Below are 17,763 nucleotides of genomic sequence, written 5' to 3'. Positions count from 1 at the left end.
TATTTGGGAACGTATTAAATCAGGAATTTACGAACTGTTCCAGCGAAGGGCAGTCGTAACAGCCATTGTTTTCTGCATCATGTTCTCTATTCTGGTGGGAAGACTTTTTCAGCTCCAGATTGTGAACGGGCAGTCTTATCTGGAGGACTATACGCTCCAGATACAGAAGACGCGGACCATTCAGGGAACCCGCGGAAATATCTACGACAGAAACGGGACTCTTTTAGCCTACAATGAGCTGGCTTACTCGGTCACCATCGAGGACAACGGAGTGTATGACACGACAGCTGAGAAAAACAAGGCTCTGAACGACGAGATCACACAGATCATAGAGATCGTGGAGGGCAACGGGGACTCCGTGATCAGCGATTTCAGTATCGTGCTTGACGGGAGCGGCGAGTACCAGTTTTCCATGACCGACGAGACCCAGCGGCTCCGGTTTGTGGCGGACGTGTTTGGCGAGCGGTACATTGATGGGCTGGATGAGGAGCAGCGCGGTATGTCCGCCGGGGAGATCATAGACTACCTGTGTACCGATGAGACCTACGGATACGGGATCGACCAGGACAAGCTGGAGAGATCCCAGGTATTGAAGATGGTGAACATCCGCTATGCCATCGGGCTTAACAGCTTCCAGAAATATATCCCCACCACCGTGGCGGAGGATGTCAGCGATGCGACAGTGGCTGAGATCATGGAACATCTGGACGAGCTGCAGGGCGTGGACATCGAGGAAGAGTCTCTTCGGAGATACACAGACAGCAAGTATTTTGCCAACCTCATCGGATATACAGGGCAGATCTCCCAGGAGGAGTACAATGCCCTCAGCGAGGAGGAGCAGGAGAACTACGATCTGACAGACACAGTGGGTAAATCCGGTCTGGAACAGATCCTGGACAGCACCCTGCAGGGGGACAAAGGAGAGGTCAAGCTCTATGTGAACAGCGTGGGGCGGGTGATCGACACGGTAGGAGAGACAGAGCCGAAAGCCGGCGACGATGTGTATCTGACCATAGACGCGAACCTCCAAAAGGCCGCCTACGACATCCTGGAGCAGGAGCTGGCCGGTATACTTCTGTCCCGCATGCAGAATATACTGGACTATGACCGCACCCAGTCAGAGGACGCGGCGGACGTTATCGTGGCAAGCGGGGACGCCTACAATGCTTTTATAGAAAACGATATCGTGGACATGAGCCACTTTTCAGCGGAGGATGCAGGCAGCGCCGAACAGTCGGTGTACGGGAAATTTGCTCCCTACAAGGAGCAGGTGATCAGCCAGCTGACTTCCATCATGCAGGATGGGAACGCCTCTGCTTACCGTGATATGAGCAGAGAATGGCAGGCTTATCTGTCCCACATTGTCAATGACGTGCTGACAGGGGACAACGGTGTGATCATGAGTGACGCCATTGACACAAGCGATGAGACCTACCAGCAGTGGAGGAACGAGGAGACCATCAACATCTACACATACCTCAATTACGCCATCTCCCAGAACTGGGTGGATGCGTCAAAGCTGCAGGACTATCTCTCCTCAGAGGGGAACTACTCAGACTCATCGGAAGTGTACAATGCCATGATCTCCTACGTGACGGATCGGCTTCGGAACAGCACGGCCTTTGACAAGCTGGTTTACCAGTATATGATCAAAGCCGGAACTGTGACAGGGAGAGAGCTTTGCATGATCCTGTATGAGCAGGGGGTACTCCCTATGGATGAGACCCAGTACAACAATCTGGCATCCGGCGCCACAGGAGCCTACGATTTCCTGCGCAGCAAGATACAGTCTCTGGAGATCACGCCGGGACAGCTTGGACTGGAGCCCTGCAGGGGATCTGTAGTCATCACAGATACGGACAGCGGGGACGTGCTGGCCTGCGTCTCTTACCCGGGATACGACAATAACCGTCTGGCCAATACCATGGACAGCGATTACTATAATGAATTGAACACCAGTACTTCGCAGCCTTTCTACAACAGTGCCACACAGGAGACAACGGCTCCGGGATCTACCTACAAGCCGCTGGTCGCTGTTGCCGGCCTGACAGAAGGTGTCATCGATACAGGAACGACCGTGTACTGTGACGGAACCTACGATGTCATCAGTCCGGAAGTACACTGCTGGGTATACCCGGCAAGCCACGGTACCATGAATGTGGTCAGTGGTATCACGAACTCCTGTAATGAATTTTTTAACAATATCGGCTATCAGCTTGGCATGCAGACTGACGGAACCTACTCCAGCGACTACGGCCTGGAGAGACTGTCAAAATATGCGCAGATGTTCGGCCTGAATGAGACAAGCGGCCTGGAGATACCGGAGATGGATCCGAAGATTTCGGATGAGGACTCTGTTCGATCTGCGATGGGACAGGGCACCAACAACTACACCACAAGCCAGCTGGCACGATATATCACTGCCGTGGCAAATGAGGGTACTCTGTATGAACTGACTTTGCTCGACCGGGTGGAGAACGTGGACGGAGAAGTGGTGGAAGAGTACCAGAACGGGGAGGCCCGGACGATAGAGGGCGTTTCCCAGTCTACCTGGAATGCAGTCCATGCCGGTATGGAAGGCGTGGTGCAGAACAGTTCTGTATTTACAGAGATCAACGCCAGCTCGCTGAGCGTGTCCGGAAAGACCGGTACCGCACAGCAGAGCACGACCCACGCGGACCACGGACTGTTCGTGGGCTTTGCCCCCAGCGACAATCCGGAGGTGGCCATGGCCATCCGAATCGCAAACGGGTACAGCTCCACCTATGCATCAGAGGTGGGAAGCAATATATTCCAGTACTACTACCAGATAACGGATCCTGCGCAGCTCATTACAGGACAGGCTGCACAGATCGCAGTCAATACTTCCGGAGACTAAATAAACAAAGCTGGGAGATGGCAGAGTATTTTGAAAGACCATGTCGTGATCAAGGGCAGTAAATACGGCCTGGCAGTTTATCTGGACGACAGCGTTCCATTTGATGAGCTGCTGGAAGAGATAGAAAGTAAATTCAGGGCGGCCGCCCGCTTCTTTGAGGGAGGCGAGATGGCGGTCAGCCTGGAAAACCGTATTCTTACAAAAGAGCAGGAGCGAAGGATTGTGGATGCAATCTCCGGCTCCGCCGGGATACAGATCCTGTGTATACTGGATCATGACGAGAGGAACGAGAAAATATACCGAAGCGCCGTAGAACAGACGCAGGCCGAAATGCCCGGGCAGGACGGCCGTTTCTACAGGGGGACACTGAAGAGAAATCAGGTGCTGGAGTCAGAGGCCAGCATCGTGATCGTGGGAGATGTGGAGGAGGGAGCCACCGTTGTCTCAAAAGGAAGCATCGTGGTGATCGGTGCGCTGCTGGGCAACGCCCAGGCCGGAGCATCCGGCAGGACGGATGTTTTTGTGGCAGCCCTTCACATGAGCCCGGAAAAACTGCGCATAGGCGGCAGAAAAGTGAAACCAGTAATAGGAGGAAGTTATTCATGGGCGAAGTTATTGTAATCACATCGGGAAAAGGCGGTGTCGGAAAGACGACAACTACCGCGAACATCGGGGCAGGTCTTTCAATGTTGGACAAGAAGGTCATTATCATTGACACGGACCTGGGTCTTCGGAACCTGGACGTTGTCATGGGACTGGAGAATTTTATTGTATATAATCTTGTAGATGTTATAGAAGGAAAGTGCAGGCTGAAGCAGGCGCTGATACGGGATAAGCGGTATGAGAATCTCTATTTGCTCCCGTCAGCCCAGACAAAGGACAAGACGGCTGTGTCTCCCGGGCAGATGAAAAAACTCACATCAGAGCTGAAGGAGACCTATGACTACATCCTTCTGGACTGCCCGGCGGGGATCGAGCAGGGATTTCAGAATGCCATAGCCGGGGCGGACAGGGCGGTGGTCGTCACTACGCCGGAAGTTTCGGCGATCCGGGATGCGGACCGCATTGTAGGGCTTTTGGAGGCAGAAAAGATCCAGAAGATCGATCTGATCATTAATCGGATCCGCATGGACATGGTCAGACGGGGAGACATGATGTCTGTGGATGACGTGACGGAGATCCTCTCCATTCCGCTGATCGGTGCCATCCCCGACGACGAGCAGGTAGTCATCGGCACGAACCAGGGGGAGCCTGTCATATCTATGGAATCAAAAGCCGGCGAGGCTTACAGAAATATATGCAGGCGGATCACAGGTGAGGAGGTCCCCTTTCTTGACCTGGAGTCAGGAACCGGGATCTGGTCGAGACTGACGCATATTTTCCATAAAAATTAAGGAGGCATCGGGAGTATGGCAAGACGTTCTTCTGTGCGGATCGCAAAGGACAGGCTGAAGGTGCTGGTCGTATCCGACCGCATGAAATGCAAGCCGGAGGCCTACGAGAGGATCAGCCACGAGCTTTACCAGGTTCTTGCAAAATATATTGAGATTACACCCGAAGAATTTGAAGTTTCCTACAGCAGAACACATGTACATATCAGACTTACAGGAGAAAAGCAGTGAAATTTTTAAAGATAACAAAACCTTACAGATTAAAAGACTATAAATTTTCCCTTGTGATCCTTGTGCTGGCCATTTCCTGCCTTGGCGTTCTTGTCATAGGCAGCGCTAACGAGGCCTACCAGGGAAGGCAGATCACGGGTCTTGTGCTGGCTATCATCCTCATGGTGGTAGTCTCCCTGATTGACTACGTGTGGATTGCCAATTTTTATTGGATCCTGTACCTGTTGTCGGTGGGTATGCTGGCACTGGTGCTGGTGATCGGTGAGACGGTAAACGGGGCAAAGAGATGGATCGATGTGGGATTTACAAACTTCCAGCCATCGGAGCTGGCGAAGATTCTTCTGATCATCTTCTTCGCCAGGTTTATCATGAAGCATGAGGAGGACTTAAGCAGCAGACGGACGATCCTGAAAGCGGTGGTGCTGATACTGATCCCGCTGGCCCTGATCTACGAGGAGCCGAACCTGTCCACCACGATCTGTACGGCGGTCCTGTTCTGCGTGCTCATGTATGTGGGCGGACTCTCCTACAAATTCATCGGGACCGTGCTTTTGATCACCGTGCCGGTGGCTGTCATTCTGCTGAGCCTTGTGGTGCAGCCGGATCAGAATATCCTGGACGATTACCAGCAGAAACGTATCCTGGCCTGGCTGAACCCGGAAGAGTATGCCAGCGACGAGGCCTACCAGCAGAACAACTCGGTCATGGCCATCGGATCGGGACAGCTGACGGGAAAGGGACTCAACAATAACACCACCACATCGGTAAAAAACGGAAACTTCATCCTGGAGCCCCAGACGGATTTCATCTTTGCCATTGTGGGTGAGGAATTAGGTTTTGTTGGATGCTGTATTGTTATTGCATTGCTGTTGCTGATAGTGATACAATGTATATTAATAGGGATAAGGGCCCAGGACACGACGGGCAGGATTATATGCTGCGGAGTGGGAGCTCTTATCGGAATCCAGTCATTTATTAATATTGCGGTTGCCACCCAGATATTCCCAAATACAGGTATACCGCTGCCGTTTGTAAGCTACGGCCTTACATCCCTCTGGAGCATGTACCTGGGAATCGGACTTGTGCTCAACGTGGGACTGCAGCCGAAGAAATATCAGGATAAGCTAAATACACTTTAGTGAGGAGGATGCATTGTATGAATATTGGCCTGATCGCACATGATTCCAAGAAGACCCTGATGCAGAATTTCTGCATTGCATACAGGGGGATTCTGAGCAAACACAACCTGTTTGCTACCGGCACTACCGGGCGTCTTATTGAGGAAGTGACGAACCTCTCGGTCCATAAATACCTGGCAGGACCGCTGGGAGGGAAACAGCAGCTGGGAGCCCAGATCGCACAGAACGATATAGATGCTCTTATTTTTCTCAGGGATCCCCAGTCCCCCAAGCCTCATGAGCCTGAGGTGAACGACGTGATCCGGCTGTGCGATATGCACAATATTCCCATGGCGACAAATCTCGCCACGGCTGAGATCATAGTTCTTGCAATTGACAGAGGAGATTTGGATTGGCGTGAAATGTACAGGTAAAAAGATCGTGCTGACAGGGAGTCTTTGCGCCCTTCTGTTGGCAGTGACAGGCTGCGGGGCAAATGATGCAGTCCTGTCCTACGAAAAAGAAAACTACAGTAAAAATATTTATCAGGCAGAACTTTTTGCCGAGAATCTGTGCGTGTCTGCTGAGGATGTCTCACTGGAAGGATTTGACGGGGACAGCTCCCTCCACGCGATGGGACTTTTCAATGTCACAGACGGAGAGGTTATCTACGGGCAGGATCTGTTTACAAGGCTTTACCCTGCCAGCACCACAAAGATACTGACAGCCCTTGTGGCTATCAAAAACAGTAATTTGGACGACGTTGTCACGGTGAGCAGCGCTGCATCGGCATCCAGCTTTTCCTGGGATGCCTCCATCGCCGGCCTTCAGACCGGGGATCAGCTCACCCTGCGGGACCTCCTCTACGGGCTCATGCTTCCCTCCGGCAATGACAGCGCGGTGGCCATTGCGGAGTATGTGGGCGGCACAGAAGAGAATTTTATGGAGATGGTTAATGAGGAGGCACAGAACCTGATGGCCACCGGGACTCACTTTGTGACGCCAAACGGTCTTCATGATGAGGACCACTACACCACGGCTTACGATATGTATCTCATCTTTAACGAGGCTGTCAAGTACGATGAATTTGTGGATATCATCAGCGCTGACTCCTACACGGCACAGATTACCGGTGCCGACGGAGCGGTCAGGTCTGTTACCTGGGAGCCCACCAGCTTCTACGCGAGAGGAGAGGCGGCGCTTCCCACGGGGGCTACGGTCATCGGCGGAAAGACAGGCTACACAGGGGAGGCCGGGAATTGTCTCGTCCTTCTTGACCAGGCGGCAGACGGGGATTACTACATCTCGATCGTTATGGGAGCGGCAGACAAACCTCTTCTCTATCAGGATATGACAGCGCTGATCGATCAGATCCCGTCCCTGGAGGGATGAGATGACAGATAAGCGTTAAAAAAGCGCCTGCGCGTATAATAAGAGGGAGGGGCATCCGGTGTTGTATACCAGGATACCCCTCCCGACATGTTTTCATGTGTACCCGGCGCAGAGCCGGATCTTTATCAGACCTGCGTGTCGGATGCATTTCGTATTCTTCCAAAAAAGCTGATCGCATACAGGCCGCAGAGCCCTACCAGCGTGTAGATGATCCTTGAGAGCCAGGTCAGGTTCCCGAAGAGAAAGGCCACAAGATCAAAACGGAAAATACCTATCAGAAGCCAGTTGACGGCACCGATGATCACGAGTGCCAGTGAGATATTGTCAAACCATTTCATGAAAGTTCCTCCTTTATTCATGAGATAATGCTAGTATACCCGGAAAGGATTTTTAAAATTCATGTCAGAGAAAAAATTATACTTTCCCTACTCAGAATATTTAAAAAAAATCTATGGCGAAAAAGTCTATAAGCTCCCTGTCAATATTCCCGTCACCTGTCCAAACCGGGTTAACGGGGGGAGAGGCTGTACTTTCTGCGCAGAGGCCGGGACGGGATTTGAGGCGCTGTCTCCGGCGGTGCCTGTGAGAGAGCAGCTCCGCCAGACAAGGGAGAAGATTGAAAAGAAATACAACGCCCACAAATTCATCGCGTATTTCCAGAACTATACCAATACATTTCTGCCACTGGAGGATTTTTCAGCTTATGTAGAGGAAGCGGCTGTGGAGAGGGATATTGTGGAGATTGACATCTCCACCAGACCGGACTGTGTCTCCGGGGAGTACCTGGAGGTGCTGGATCGGCTGCGTGCGAAGCGGGGAACCGGCATCTGTCTGGAACTGGGGTTGCAGACGGTCAATTACCATACCCTGAAAAGGATGAACCGGGGGCATTCCCTGGCGGAGTTTATAGACGCGGTCCTGCAGGCCAAGGCATACGGATTTCAGGTCTGCGCGCATGTGATTCTGAACTATCCAGGAGACGGAATGGAAGATGCGGTGGAGACAGCCAGGATCCTCTCGGCGCTGCGGGTTGATATGGTCAAGATACACTCCCTCTATATCGCAAAAAACACAGTGTTGTGCGAAGCTTATGAAAATGGTACAATATCTCTGTGTTCCAAGGAGGAGTATATGGATCGACTCATTGCATTTCTGTGCTGGCTCAGCCCGGATATTGCTGTGGAGCGCCTGTTCGGCCGTGTGCCGGAAAGAGATGCGGTGTTCTGCAACTGGGGGACCAGCTGGTGGAAGCTGAGGGATGAGGCGGAAAATGAAATGCGAAAAAGGGACGCCTGGCAGGGAAAGTATTTTCACTATCTTGGCGGAGCGGCTTTGAAGAAATGACACAGGAGGCATCATTTTGTCTGGAAAAGAACAGGGAAATATTCAGGTTTACCGGAAAAAATGGAATTTCAATATAGGAATCATTATTTTTGGAATTATTTTTATCTATCTTGTTGTTACCATACTTACATACACCACAGCGAAACACGTCTCCGCCTATGAAGTGCGTGAGGGTTCCATCTTCAGGGATAATGCCTACACAGGTCTTGTCCTGAGAGAAGAGACGGTGGTAAATGCAGAGGCGGATGGATACATTAACTATTTTGTGCCGGAGGGAAGCAAAGTCGGGAAAAAGACGAACGTGTACAGCCTCTCCTCACAGAAGCTGGATCTTTCTTCCGGGCAGGCAACAGAGGAGGAACAGCAGCAGTCTGTATCAGCGGAAGAGCGGCAGATGATCCTCCAACAGACCCAGAGTTTCAGCGAGAATTTTCAGAACAGCAGGTTCGAGGAGACCTACACGTTCAAGGAATCTGTGGAGAATGTCCTCTCCAGCAGTTCCTCCCAGAGCAAGCAGACCCAGCTGGCCAGCTTGATCCAGAGCGGCGCGGAAGGCGTGACAGCCTACTCTGCGGCGGACGATGGGATCGTTGTCTACTCTGTGGACGGCTATGAAGGGATCACGGCGGAGCAGGTGACAGCGGACATGCTCTCCAGGGCCGACTATAAAAGCACAGAGTTTACGGACAACACAAAGGTCAAGGCGGGAGATGCGGCTTACAAACTTGTGACAGGTGAGGAGTGGACAGTCGTCATTGTCCTGAATGAGGAGATGGCCCAGGAGCTGGCAGATACCTCGTCTGTTCAGGTGCGTTTCTCAAAAGACAGTGAGACGGCCACAGGAAGCCTTTCTATTTACAATACAGAGGATAAGGATGTGAATCTTGGATTCATCACGTTCAATGAGTCCATGGTGAGGTATGTGGGAGAGCGATTCCTGGACATCCAGCTGGTGCTGGAGGATGAGTCCGGGCTGAAGATCCCCAAATCGTCTGTGGTGGAGCAGGAGTTCTACACCGTTCCCCAGGACTACATTACCCAGGGAGGAGACAGCAGCCAGTCCGGTGTTCTTGTGCAGACTGATGCGAATACCACGACATTTGAGGAGGCAAAGGTGTACTACAGGGACAATGAGACCGGCATGGTCTATCTGAACGCAGATGCTTTTGAGGAGGGCACTGTCCTTGTTAAACCCGACTCCAGCGAGACATACAGCATGAGCGAAAAGGGAACGCTGCACGGCGTGTTTAATATCAACAAAGGCTATGCGGAGTTTAAACAGGTGCAGATTCTCAGTGAAAATGAAGAGTATTACATTGTAGAGTCCGGCAGTGACTACGGACTTACTAATTATGACCATATAGCGCTGGATGGCAGCGAGATCCGTGAAGATGAAATCATATTTTAAAAGGAGCTGATACAGTCATGTTGCAGGAGAATTTTAAGCAGGTGGACGAAAATATCCGAAAGGCCTGTGAGCGGGCAGGGAGAGATCCGAAGGAGGTGACCCTGATCGCTGTGAGTAAGACAAAACCTGTGGAGATGCTGCGAGAAGCCTATGATTTCGGCACAAGAGTCTTTGGCGAGAACAAGGTGCAGGAGATCGTGGAGAAATATGACGCTCTCCCGAAAGATATACACTGGCATATGATCGGGCATCTTCAGAGGAATAAAGTCAAATATGTTATTGACAAGGTGGATCTGATCCACTCGGTGGACTCTGTGCGCCTGGCTGAGACCATTGAGAAGGAAGCCGGGAAACACGGGATCACTGCCAGGATCCTGCTGGAAGTAAATGTGGCCGAGGAGGAGAGCAAATTCGGCCTGAAAGTGGATGAAGTGGAGAAAACCATAGAAGAAATTGCCAAATTTCCTCATATAAAAGTGTGCGGACTGATGACAATTGCTCCTTTTGTGGATGATCCGGAAGAAAATCGCCTATATTTTCGCCGTTTGCGCAACTTATCTGTTGACATAGGAGCAAAAAAAGTTGATAATGTTACTATGAGTATTCTCTCGATGGGCATGACCAATGATTACGAGGTAGCGGTCGAAGAGGGCGCGACGATGGTTCGTGTTGGAACAGGTTTGTTTGGTGCGCGCAATTATGCTCAGTGTTAAAGATAACGTAAGATAGGAGAATTTGAAAAAATGGGAGTATTAGATAAGTTTCTTGACATTATGAAATTGAGCGATGATGATGACGATTACGAGAACGACGATTTCTTTGATGATGACTACGATGATGACGACTATGATGACAGATCGTCAAAGAAAAACGGCATTCTCTCCAAGTTCAATAGAGGAAAAGACAGCGGACGTGACCGCGATGACGACTATGATGACTACGATGACGATTATGATGAGAGATCGGCAAGACCGTCTTCTTCCAGAGCTTCCCACCAGCCGGCAGGAAGCAGCAAAGTCACACCCATGCGCCAGCCCTCTTCCAGAAGGCAGGCACCGAACATGGAAGTGTGCGTGATCAAGCCCTCCTCTGTAGAGGATGCAAGAGAGATCACAGAGACACTCCTGAGCGGACGCACAGTCATCCTGAACCTGGAAGGCCTGGATCTTGAAGTGGCCCAGAGGATCATTGACTTTACATCAGGTGCTACGTTTGCCATCAATGGAAATCTGCAGAAGATCTCCAACTACATATTCCTTGTGACACCGACCAACGTGGATATTTCCGGGGACCTGCAGGACCTGCTGGGAACGTCTTTTGACGCATCATCCATGCGGACAAGATTTTAGAGGACGTCTGACGGAACATGAACAAAGAAGAAGTAATGCTTCAGAAGCGTCTGATCGAACTGTCTAATCTTTCATACAAAAGGGATATTGTCACTTTCTCAGATTTTTTGAATTTGAATGAACTGAACATACTGCACACAACCCCCAAAGATCTCTTTCCTTCCAGGTATGAGACATATGGGGGTTATGAGCCTGCGGAGCGTCAGATGGTTGCTTTTCTGCCTGATGCTCTTTATTATGATTATCAATATCCTATTTCTGTGCTCAGGATCAGCCCGGCAAACAGAAAATTTGCCGAGGAGCTCTCCCACAGAGATTTTCTGGGCGGGATCCTGCATCTGGGAATAGAGAGGAGCTGTCTGGGGGATCTGCTGGTCGAGGACAGTGTCTGCCATGTGTTTGTGACAGATACGATGGCTGATTTCATCTGTGAGCAGCTCACAAGGATCCGCCATACAGTGGTAAAGACGGAGAAGATTGATGGAGAGTCTTTCTCCTTCACGCCGCGTCTGGAGACAGTGAAGGGAACAGTAGCGTCGGTCCGCCTGGACACGGTCCTTTCTGTCGCTTTTCCTCTGTCCAGGAGCCGTATGACAGGGCTTGTGGAAGGCGGAAAAGTGTTTGTCAATGGAAAGCTGATCACCTCCAACGGATACCGCCTGAAGGAGGGAGATATTATTTCCGTGCGGGGCATGGGAAAGCTGGTATACCAGGGAGTCCTCTCGGAGACCAAGAAAGGACGCCAGTACATCCAGGTGGGGAAATATATTTAGAAAAGCGGAGGCTTGCGTAAAACAATGACATCTGTGTCAGAAAAAACGGCAAAACATTACATCACAGCGTTTATAATTGCATTGGCAGGTGTGATCCTGGACCAGTTGAGCAAATATATGGCTGTCCATTTTCTGCAAGGGACGGATGGGATCGATCTGATCCCCGGCGTCTTCCGGCTGACCTATCTGGAGAACAGGGGAGCGGCCTTCGGTGTACTGCAGGGACAGCAGTGGTTCTTCTACATCATTACAGCTGTGATCCTGGTGGTGGTGGTCCTGGCCTATGTGCGCATTCCTGCCGGACGGAAATTTCTTCCCTTACAGATCTGTGCTGTGTTTATCGTCTCAGGAGCCCTGGGAAACCTGATCGACCGGGTGCGGCTCGGCTATGTGGTTGATTTCTTTTATTTTGAGCTGATCGATTTCCCGGTATTCAATGTGGCAGATATCTTTGTGACTGTGGCTGCCGTACTTTTGGCAGTGCTCCTGCTGCTGTATTATAAGGAGGAAGATCTTGAACAGATTTTTCACAGTGGAAAATGATGAGGGGGTAAGGATCGACAAGTATCTCTCTTTGGAGATGCCGGATCTGTCCCGCTCACATATCCAGAAACTGATCAAAGACAATCTGATAGAAGTCAATGGAAAGCCTGTAAAAGCCAATTACAGGCTTTGTTTTGATGACAGTATAAAAGTGACTGTCCCCGAGCTGAAAGAGCCGGAAATAGCCGCTGAGGACATTCCTCTGGACATCCTGTACGAGGATGAGGACATCATCATTGTCAACAAGCCAAAGGGCATGGTAGTGCATCCGGCGCCTGGTCACTACAGCGGGACCCTTGTGAATGCACTGATGTTCCACTGCGGTGACAATCTGTCCGGCATCAACGGCGTTATCCGACCCGGCATTGTCCACCGCATTGACATGGATACCACCGGTTCTCTGATCGTGTGTAAAAATGACAGCGCCCATCAGAGCCTGTCAGAGCAGCTGAAGGAGCACTCCATCAGGCGGATCTACGCAGCCATTGTCCACGGCAATATCAAGGAGGAGCAGGGGACAGTGGACGCCCCCATCGGCAGGCATCCCACAGACCGGAAGAAGATGAGTACCAAAGCTAAAAATGCAAGGAGAGCTGTCACGCACTACAAAGTCCTGGAGCGATTTGGTGATTATACGTATATCCAGTGTGAGTTGGAGACAGGGCGCACACACCAGATCCGGGTCCACATGTCTTCCATCGGTCATCCTCTCCTGGGCGACACTGTCTACGGCCCGGCAAAATGTCCGTTTAAGGGGCTGCAGGGGCAGACGCTGCACGCCAGAACGCTGGGTATCGTACATCCCCGCACCGGAGAGTATCTGGAGGTGGAGGCTCCTCTTCCGGCATATTTTGTGAAACTATTGGAGAGACTTAGAAAAAACAACCTATAATTTTCGTAAAATTCTATACATTTCCGGCAAATTGTTGTATAATGCTTAATAAATAAAAAAGCATCCATACATTAGTACTTAATTCTAAGTGTGTACTGACAGGATCAACAAGAAGGAGCGTGGGTAGTATGGAAAAGACCAATACGATTATTACGATAGGGAGAGAATTTGGAAGCGCTGGCCGCGAGATCGGATATAAGATCGCCAAAGATTTTGGGATCAAGCTGTACGATAAGGAGATGCTGAACCGGGCAGCCAAGGAGAGCGGCATCTGCGAGGAACTGTTTGAAGCGCACGATGAAAAGCCCACCAACAGTTTTCTTTATTCTCTTGTCATGGATACGTATTCCCTTGGATATTCTTCGGGAGGTTATACGGATATGCCGATCAACCACAAAGTCTTCCTGGCGCAGTTTGACGCTATCAAGAAGATTGCCAGCGAGGGTCCCTGTATTTTGGTGGGCCGCTGTGCAGACTACGCGCTGGAAGAGTTTGACAATGTGCTGACTGTCTTCATACACGCAAAGATGGAGGCAAGGATACGCAGGATCGCCAGGATCTATAACCTGACAGATGCCAAGGCAAAAGAGATGATCCAGAAGACAGACAAACAGCGTTCCAGCTACTACAATTATTATACAAATAAGAAATGGTCTGATGCGGAGAGCTACGATATCTGCCTGGACAGCTCCGTGCTGGGTATAGACGGTACGGCGGAAGCCATCAAACATCTTGTGGCCATCAAAGAGAGCGATCGGGAGAAGAAACTGTAATTACAGTTTGTAGAAAAAAATATGTAAGAAAAGAACGCCGTCCATGCGAAAAGCATTGGGCGGCGTTCTTTAAAAAAGTCTGAGACAAAAAGCTCTTAACGTGTGTGAATGATCCGCTCTGGCCAGCCCTGGATATTCCCGTTCAGGATAGCTGTAAACATCCGCTGTTTTGCTCCGGGATGCTCCTGGTTCAGCTGGCGGACCAGCTCCTTGGCGTACTGGCGCTTGGTGTAGCCGTCGATGGGACAGCGGCTTTTCACCACAGGGAGATCATACTTATTTTTAAAACCGATCACATCGGCCTCGTCCACAAACATGATGGGACGAATGACAGTCAGATCCATCCGGTCCAGATATGTGCGCGGAGAGAAAGAGTAGAAGCGCCCTTCGAAGATAAGAGAGAGGAGCATGGTCTCGATGATGTCATCTCTGTGATGGGCGTAGGCCACTTTGTTGCAGCCCATCTCTTTTACCGCCTGATTGAGCGCGCCTTTTCGCATTTTGGCACAAAGGGAGCAGGGATTGCTCTCTTTGCGTTCTTCGAAGAGAATGTGGGCGATATCTGTCTTCACAATGCGGTAAGGAACTTCCAGCTCTTCGCAGAGTTTTTTAACAGGAGTAAAATCACACTTTTCATAGCCCAGATCTACGGTGATGGCGCTGAGCTCAAAGTGGTTCGGATAAAAACGCCTCAGGCCATGGAGCGCATAGAGGAGGGTGAGACTGTCCTTTCCTCCGGAGATGCCCACCGCAATATGGTCCCCCGCATTGATCATCTGGTATTCGTCTACTGCCTTTCGCGTGTAGCTCAACAACTGCTGTAATTTCATAATGATAAGTATATCCTTTCTCTTTTTGTATTGTCAATTTTCATAATTATTTTATGACTACTTAATGGCTATTTTTCACGCAGCCGCACTGCGGACGCTGCCTGCCGGCGTCTGTTTTCATCAATAGCTGCGTAATGCTTCCTGGTAGTATTAACATCTTTATGTCCAAGGACATCAGCCACAAGATAAATGTCACCGGTCTCTTTGTAGAGGGATGTACCGTAGGTACTGCGCAATTTGTGAGGGGTGATCTTCTTGCCCGGTGTTACCTGGCGGGCATATTTTTTCACCATATTCTCCACTGCCTGCACACCCATGCGCCGGCGCTGGGTGGAGAGGAAGAGGGCGTTCTCGTGACCGGGGAGAGGAGTAGCAGCCTTGCGGCTTCCCTCCATATATGTCCTGAGAGACTGTTCTACCTCCGGGCCAAAATAGACAACCATCTGATTGCCGCCCTTCCTTGTGATCGTAATACCATTGTTCTTAAAATCAACATCCAGCAGATCAAGCCCCACGCACTCAGAGACACGGATGCCGGTTCCCAAAAGGAGTGTCAGGATGGCCAGGTCCCTTTCCTTTGTCTTTTCATAATAGACTTTTGCCTGACCTGTCAGACTGCTTCCGCATGACTCGACATAATCAAGCAGGAGAGCCACCTCGTCCGGGTCAAGGCGGATGATCGCCTTTTCGTGCTGTTTTGGCATATCTACAAGAAGTGTCGGATTGTTGCTGATATACTGATGTTTGTGATAATAACCGTAAAAGCTTCGCAGGGCAGACATCTTTCTGGCAAGACCTTTTTCACCATTGGTCATCAGTTCATCGTCGTCGCGCCTGTATACCTTCAGATACTCCAAGTATTCCTCAATGTCCACAGGCTCCAGGTTATCCAGATCAGAGACTTTGAACTGGTCCATGGAGTAATTTTTGTACACTGGATTGTTCTCCATCAGAAAGTGAAAAAAGACACGGATATCATAGGCATAATTCATGCGTGTACGGATAGATGAATGAGGTTCAATGGCCCGAAAGAAATCCCGGGCAAACGGAGGCAGGGTTTTCAGTATCTCCCTGAGACGCAGCGTGTAGTCAATGACTGTCTGCTCATGGTAAGTCTTTGTATCTGCCATAATAGAAAAAACCTCCTTTTTATATAATCATTTATAATCCCACACAGAAATTATACTGGATACGGACATGTTTGTCTATATCTTTTGGAAAAATCGGTATTTTACGTATAGATCTATTTCGGATACCAAAGCTCCATATAAGGCATATGACATACAGACAAAATGGACGGTATCCCATCTGTCCCTTCTGCTGTTGCATGAACAGGAAGAAACGTATTGAGATACCGTCCTTGGGTGAGTGTATAATTATATATAAAGCTTTAGAAAGCCTATATATCGTCAGATAATAATAGATCTGAAGATCTTTGTCGTCTATTTGTACACAGTGTCACAGTATACGATGGTGAGGTGATGATCCTCATGGATCAGATCGCCTTTAAGTCCATTGATATCCTTGAGCTCCTGTACATACTCCTGAACAGAAAGCCCGCACGCACCGGCGTATGTCTCGGCGATATCCCAGAGTGTGTCACCGGCTTCAAGCTCAATGCTTTTATAGTATTTATAAGTAGTCTCTGTTGTCTCTGAACGGTCCTGGGCCTGTACAAACCGCATCCCTCTGGCTGCCACAAATATACTGCAGAACACTGCGATAAGAACGGCCGCTGTGACCAGGATCAATTTCTCTCTGTATACTTCTCTTCTTCTTTTGCTGGCTGCGTGTAATCTGTGTGCGTTCATCTCATATTCCCCTCTTCTTAATTAAATGAAATCCAACCCTCTTTTGCTTCGTTTCCCTTAAAAAGTGCACTTATACATTTCGAACATTCGTTCTCTCTATGTCTCTGATTATATTATACGAACATTTGTTTGTCAATAGTCCGGATCAAAAAATCGAACATATTTTCTAAACATTTGTTTGCCTTTTGCAAATCTGTATGCTAAAATGTTAATAGTAAATTTTTAAATGTACAGATTACAAGGGGGAAAACTTATGTCTCAGGGAAAGATCAGCCCGAAGCAGCAGGAAATATTGGAGTTTATAAAGGAGCAGATCCTTACGAGAGGGTTTCCGCCGTCAGTGCGCGATATATGTGAGGCGGTTCATCTGAAATCCACCTCTTCTGTTCACTCTCACCTGGAGACATTGGAGAAGAACGGATATATCAGAAGGGACCCAACGAAGCCAAGAGCCATTGAGATCCTGGATGATACGTTTAATCTCACCAGGCGGGAAGTGACCAATGTACCGCTTGTGGGACGTGTGGCAGCCGGTGAGCCTATTCTGGCCCAGGAGAATATTGAGAACTACTTTCCTATCCCGGTGGAGATGCTTCCGAATAACAATACATTTATGCTGACAGTAAAGGGAGAAAGCATGATCAACGCCGGTATCCTGGACGGGGATTATGTTCTCGTGGAGGAGCAGCATACCGCTTCAAACGGCGATATGGTTGTAGCGCTGATCGAGGATGGCGCGACGGTCAAGACTTTCTATAAAGAAGAAGGCGTGATCCGCCTGCAGCCGGAGAATGACTTTATGGATCCCATCATCGTGAGGGATGTGCAGATCCTTGGAAAAGTGATTGGTGTGTTCAGGTTCTTTTAATTTTCGTTTGTAAAAACTATACGGGAGGCAGCAAAAGCTGTCTCCCGTTTGTTGTTATCTGCCATAATTTGTTTATATGGTTCTTCCCATCTCATAAGCTTCCTGCATGAGAGCGTTTCAAGATTTGTGTAAACTGAAAAAACTGATATAAGATATGTCATT

The 17,763-nt window shown here is 49.7% G+C and carries 20 protein-coding genes; 16 read left to right on the top strand and 4 right to left on the bottom strand.

All coding sequences use genetic code 11. The annotated features are described in order from the left end of the window. The first annotated feature begins 1 nt into the window (after position 1). Genes Q5911_RS12485 through Q5911_RS12455 form a run of 7 tightly spaced genes read left to right on the top strand, consistent with a single transcriptional unit; the run spans position 2 to position 7,010 of the window. Complete coding sequence (locus Q5911_RS12485) at positions 2–2,878, top strand: penicillin-binding transpeptidase domain-containing protein (RefSeq protein WP_442913487.1); 2,877 nt, start codon at positions 2–4, stop codon at positions 2,876–2,878. A gap of 30 nt (positions 2,879–2,908) precedes the next feature. Further along, on the top strand, positions 2,909–3,499 hold the full coding sequence (locus Q5911_RS12480) for a septum site-determining protein MinC (RefSeq protein WP_303183223.1): 591 nt from the start codon (positions 2,909–2,911) through the stop codon (positions 3,497–3,499). Next, positions 3,481–4,272: a septum site-determining protein MinD gene (gene minD, locus Q5911_RS12475; protein ID WP_076777379.1), complete on the top strand. Its 792-nt coding sequence runs from the start codon at positions 3,481–3,483 to the stop codon at positions 4,270–4,272. The genes Q5911_RS12480 and minD overlap by 19 nt, the downstream gene beginning before the upstream one ends. A 15-nt stretch (positions 4,273–4,287) precedes the next feature. Continuing rightward, positions 4,288–4,500: a cell division topological specificity factor MinE gene (locus Q5911_RS12470; RefSeq protein ID WP_076777380.1), complete on the top strand. Its 213-nt coding sequence runs from the start codon at positions 4,288–4,290 to the stop codon at positions 4,498–4,500. Further along, positions 4,497–5,639: an FtsW/RodA/SpoVE family cell cycle protein gene (locus tag Q5911_RS12465; RefSeq protein ID WP_226394065.1), complete on the top strand. Its 1,143-nt coding sequence runs from the start codon at positions 4,497–4,499 to the stop codon at positions 5,637–5,639. The genes Q5911_RS12470 and Q5911_RS12465 overlap by 4 nt, the downstream gene beginning before the upstream one ends. Positions 5,640–5,656: 17 nt before the next feature. Continuing rightward, positions 5,657–6,052, top strand: coding sequence for a methylglyoxal synthase (locus Q5911_RS12460; RefSeq protein ID WP_033124905.1), 396 nt, complete (start codon positions 5,657–5,659; stop codon positions 6,050–6,052). Next, entirely contained in the window at positions 6,036–7,010 is a 975-nt protein-coding gene (locus Q5911_RS12455) for a D-alanyl-D-alanine carboxypeptidase family protein (protein ID WP_303183219.1), read from the top strand. The genes Q5911_RS12460 and Q5911_RS12455 overlap by 17 nt, the downstream gene beginning before the upstream one ends. 125 nt (positions 7,011–7,135) lie before the next feature. On the opposite strand, the gene Q5911_RS12450 is transcribed toward Q5911_RS12455, so the two are convergent. Next, positions 7,136–7,348, bottom strand: a complete 213-nt coding sequence (locus tag Q5911_RS12450) for a DUF378 domain-containing protein (protein WP_076777383.1) — start codon at positions 7,346–7,348, stop codon at positions 7,136–7,138. 61 nt (positions 7,349–7,409) lie between these two features. Between Q5911_RS12450 and Q5911_RS12445 the strand changes: the two genes are divergently transcribed. From Q5911_RS12445 to Q5911_RS12410, 8 genes are all read left to right on the top strand, one after another. Next, positions 7,410–8,354: a TIGR01212 family radical SAM protein gene (locus Q5911_RS12445; RefSeq protein WP_076777384.1), complete on the top strand. Its 945-nt coding sequence runs from the start codon at positions 7,410–7,412 to the stop codon at positions 8,352–8,354. Between the two features lie 16 nt (positions 8,355–8,370). Beyond that, positions 8,371–9,762, top strand: coding sequence for an HlyD family efflux transporter periplasmic adaptor subunit (locus Q5911_RS12440; protein ID WP_303183216.1), 1,392 nt, complete (start codon positions 8,371–8,373; stop codon positions 9,760–9,762). A gap of 17 nt (positions 9,763–9,779) precedes the next feature. After that, positions 9,780–10,475: a YggS family pyridoxal phosphate-dependent enzyme gene (locus Q5911_RS12435; protein ID WP_303183215.1), complete on the top strand. Its 696-nt coding sequence runs from the start codon at positions 9,780–9,782 to the stop codon at positions 10,473–10,475. Positions 10,476–10,505: 30 nt separating this feature from the next. Further along, positions 10,506–11,111, top strand: coding sequence for a cell division protein SepF (locus Q5911_RS12430; RefSeq protein ID WP_303183214.1), 606 nt, complete (start codon positions 10,506–10,508; stop codon positions 11,109–11,111). Between the two features lie 17 nt (positions 11,112–11,128). After that, complete coding sequence (locus Q5911_RS12425) at positions 11,129–11,884, top strand: YlmH family RNA-binding protein (RefSeq protein WP_076777388.1); 756 nt, start codon at positions 11,129–11,131, stop codon at positions 11,882–11,884. A 24-nt stretch (positions 11,885–11,908) separates the two neighbouring features. Further along, complete coding sequence (gene lspA / locus Q5911_RS12420; RefSeq protein ID WP_303183212.1) at positions 11,909–12,427, top strand: signal peptidase II; 519 nt, start codon at positions 11,909–11,911, stop codon at positions 12,425–12,427. Next, a complete protein-coding gene (locus Q5911_RS12415) occupies positions 12,399–13,319 on the top strand; it encodes an RluA family pseudouridine synthase (protein ID WP_226394057.1) in 921 nt (306 codons plus the stop codon). The genes lspA and Q5911_RS12415 overlap by 29 nt, the downstream gene beginning before the upstream one ends. A 128-nt stretch (positions 13,320–13,447) precedes the next feature. After that, a complete protein-coding gene (locus tag Q5911_RS12410; protein ID WP_076777391.1) occupies positions 13,448–14,092 on the top strand; it encodes a cytidylate kinase-like family protein in 645 nt (214 codons plus the stop codon). Positions 14,093–14,187: 95 nt separating this feature from the next. Here the strand turns inward: Q5911_RS12410 and Q5911_RS12405 are convergent, their stop codons facing one another. The 3 genes from Q5911_RS12405 to Q5911_RS12395 form a co-directional block, all read right to left on the bottom strand. Beyond that, the gene (locus Q5911_RS12405) at positions 14,188–14,922 is read right to left on the bottom strand and encodes a tRNA lysidine(34) synthetase (protein ID WP_076777392.1); all 735 of its coding nucleotides are present in this window, start codon (positions 14,920–14,922) and stop codon (positions 14,188–14,190) included. 68 nt (positions 14,923–14,990) lie between these two features. Further along, positions 14,991–16,052: a tyrosine-type recombinase/integrase gene (locus tag Q5911_RS12400; RefSeq protein WP_076777393.1), complete on the bottom strand. Its 1,062-nt coding sequence runs from the start codon at positions 16,050–16,052 to the stop codon at positions 14,991–14,993. Positions 16,053–16,364: 312 nt separating this feature from the next. Continuing rightward, positions 16,365–16,733, bottom strand: a complete 369-nt coding sequence (locus Q5911_RS12395) for a LysM peptidoglycan-binding domain-containing protein (protein WP_281724707.1) — start codon at positions 16,731–16,733, stop codon at positions 16,365–16,367. Between the two features lie 253 nt (positions 16,734–16,986). Between Q5911_RS12395 and lexA the strand changes: the two genes are divergently transcribed. Beyond that, positions 16,987–17,601 carry a transcriptional repressor LexA gene (gene lexA, locus Q5911_RS12390; protein WP_303183208.1) on the top strand — a complete coding sequence of 205 codons (615 nt, stop codon included), beginning with the start codon at positions 16,987–16,989 and terminating at the stop codon, positions 17,599–17,601. Positions 17,602–17,763 lie beyond the last annotated feature (162 nt).

Source organism: Lachnoclostridium phocaeense (genome assembly GCF_959599685.1).
GTDB lineage: Bacteria > Bacillota > Clostridia > Lachnospirales > Lachnospiraceae > Claveliimonas > Claveliimonas monacensis.
This window is presented reverse-complemented; position numbering and strand designations above follow the sequence as displayed.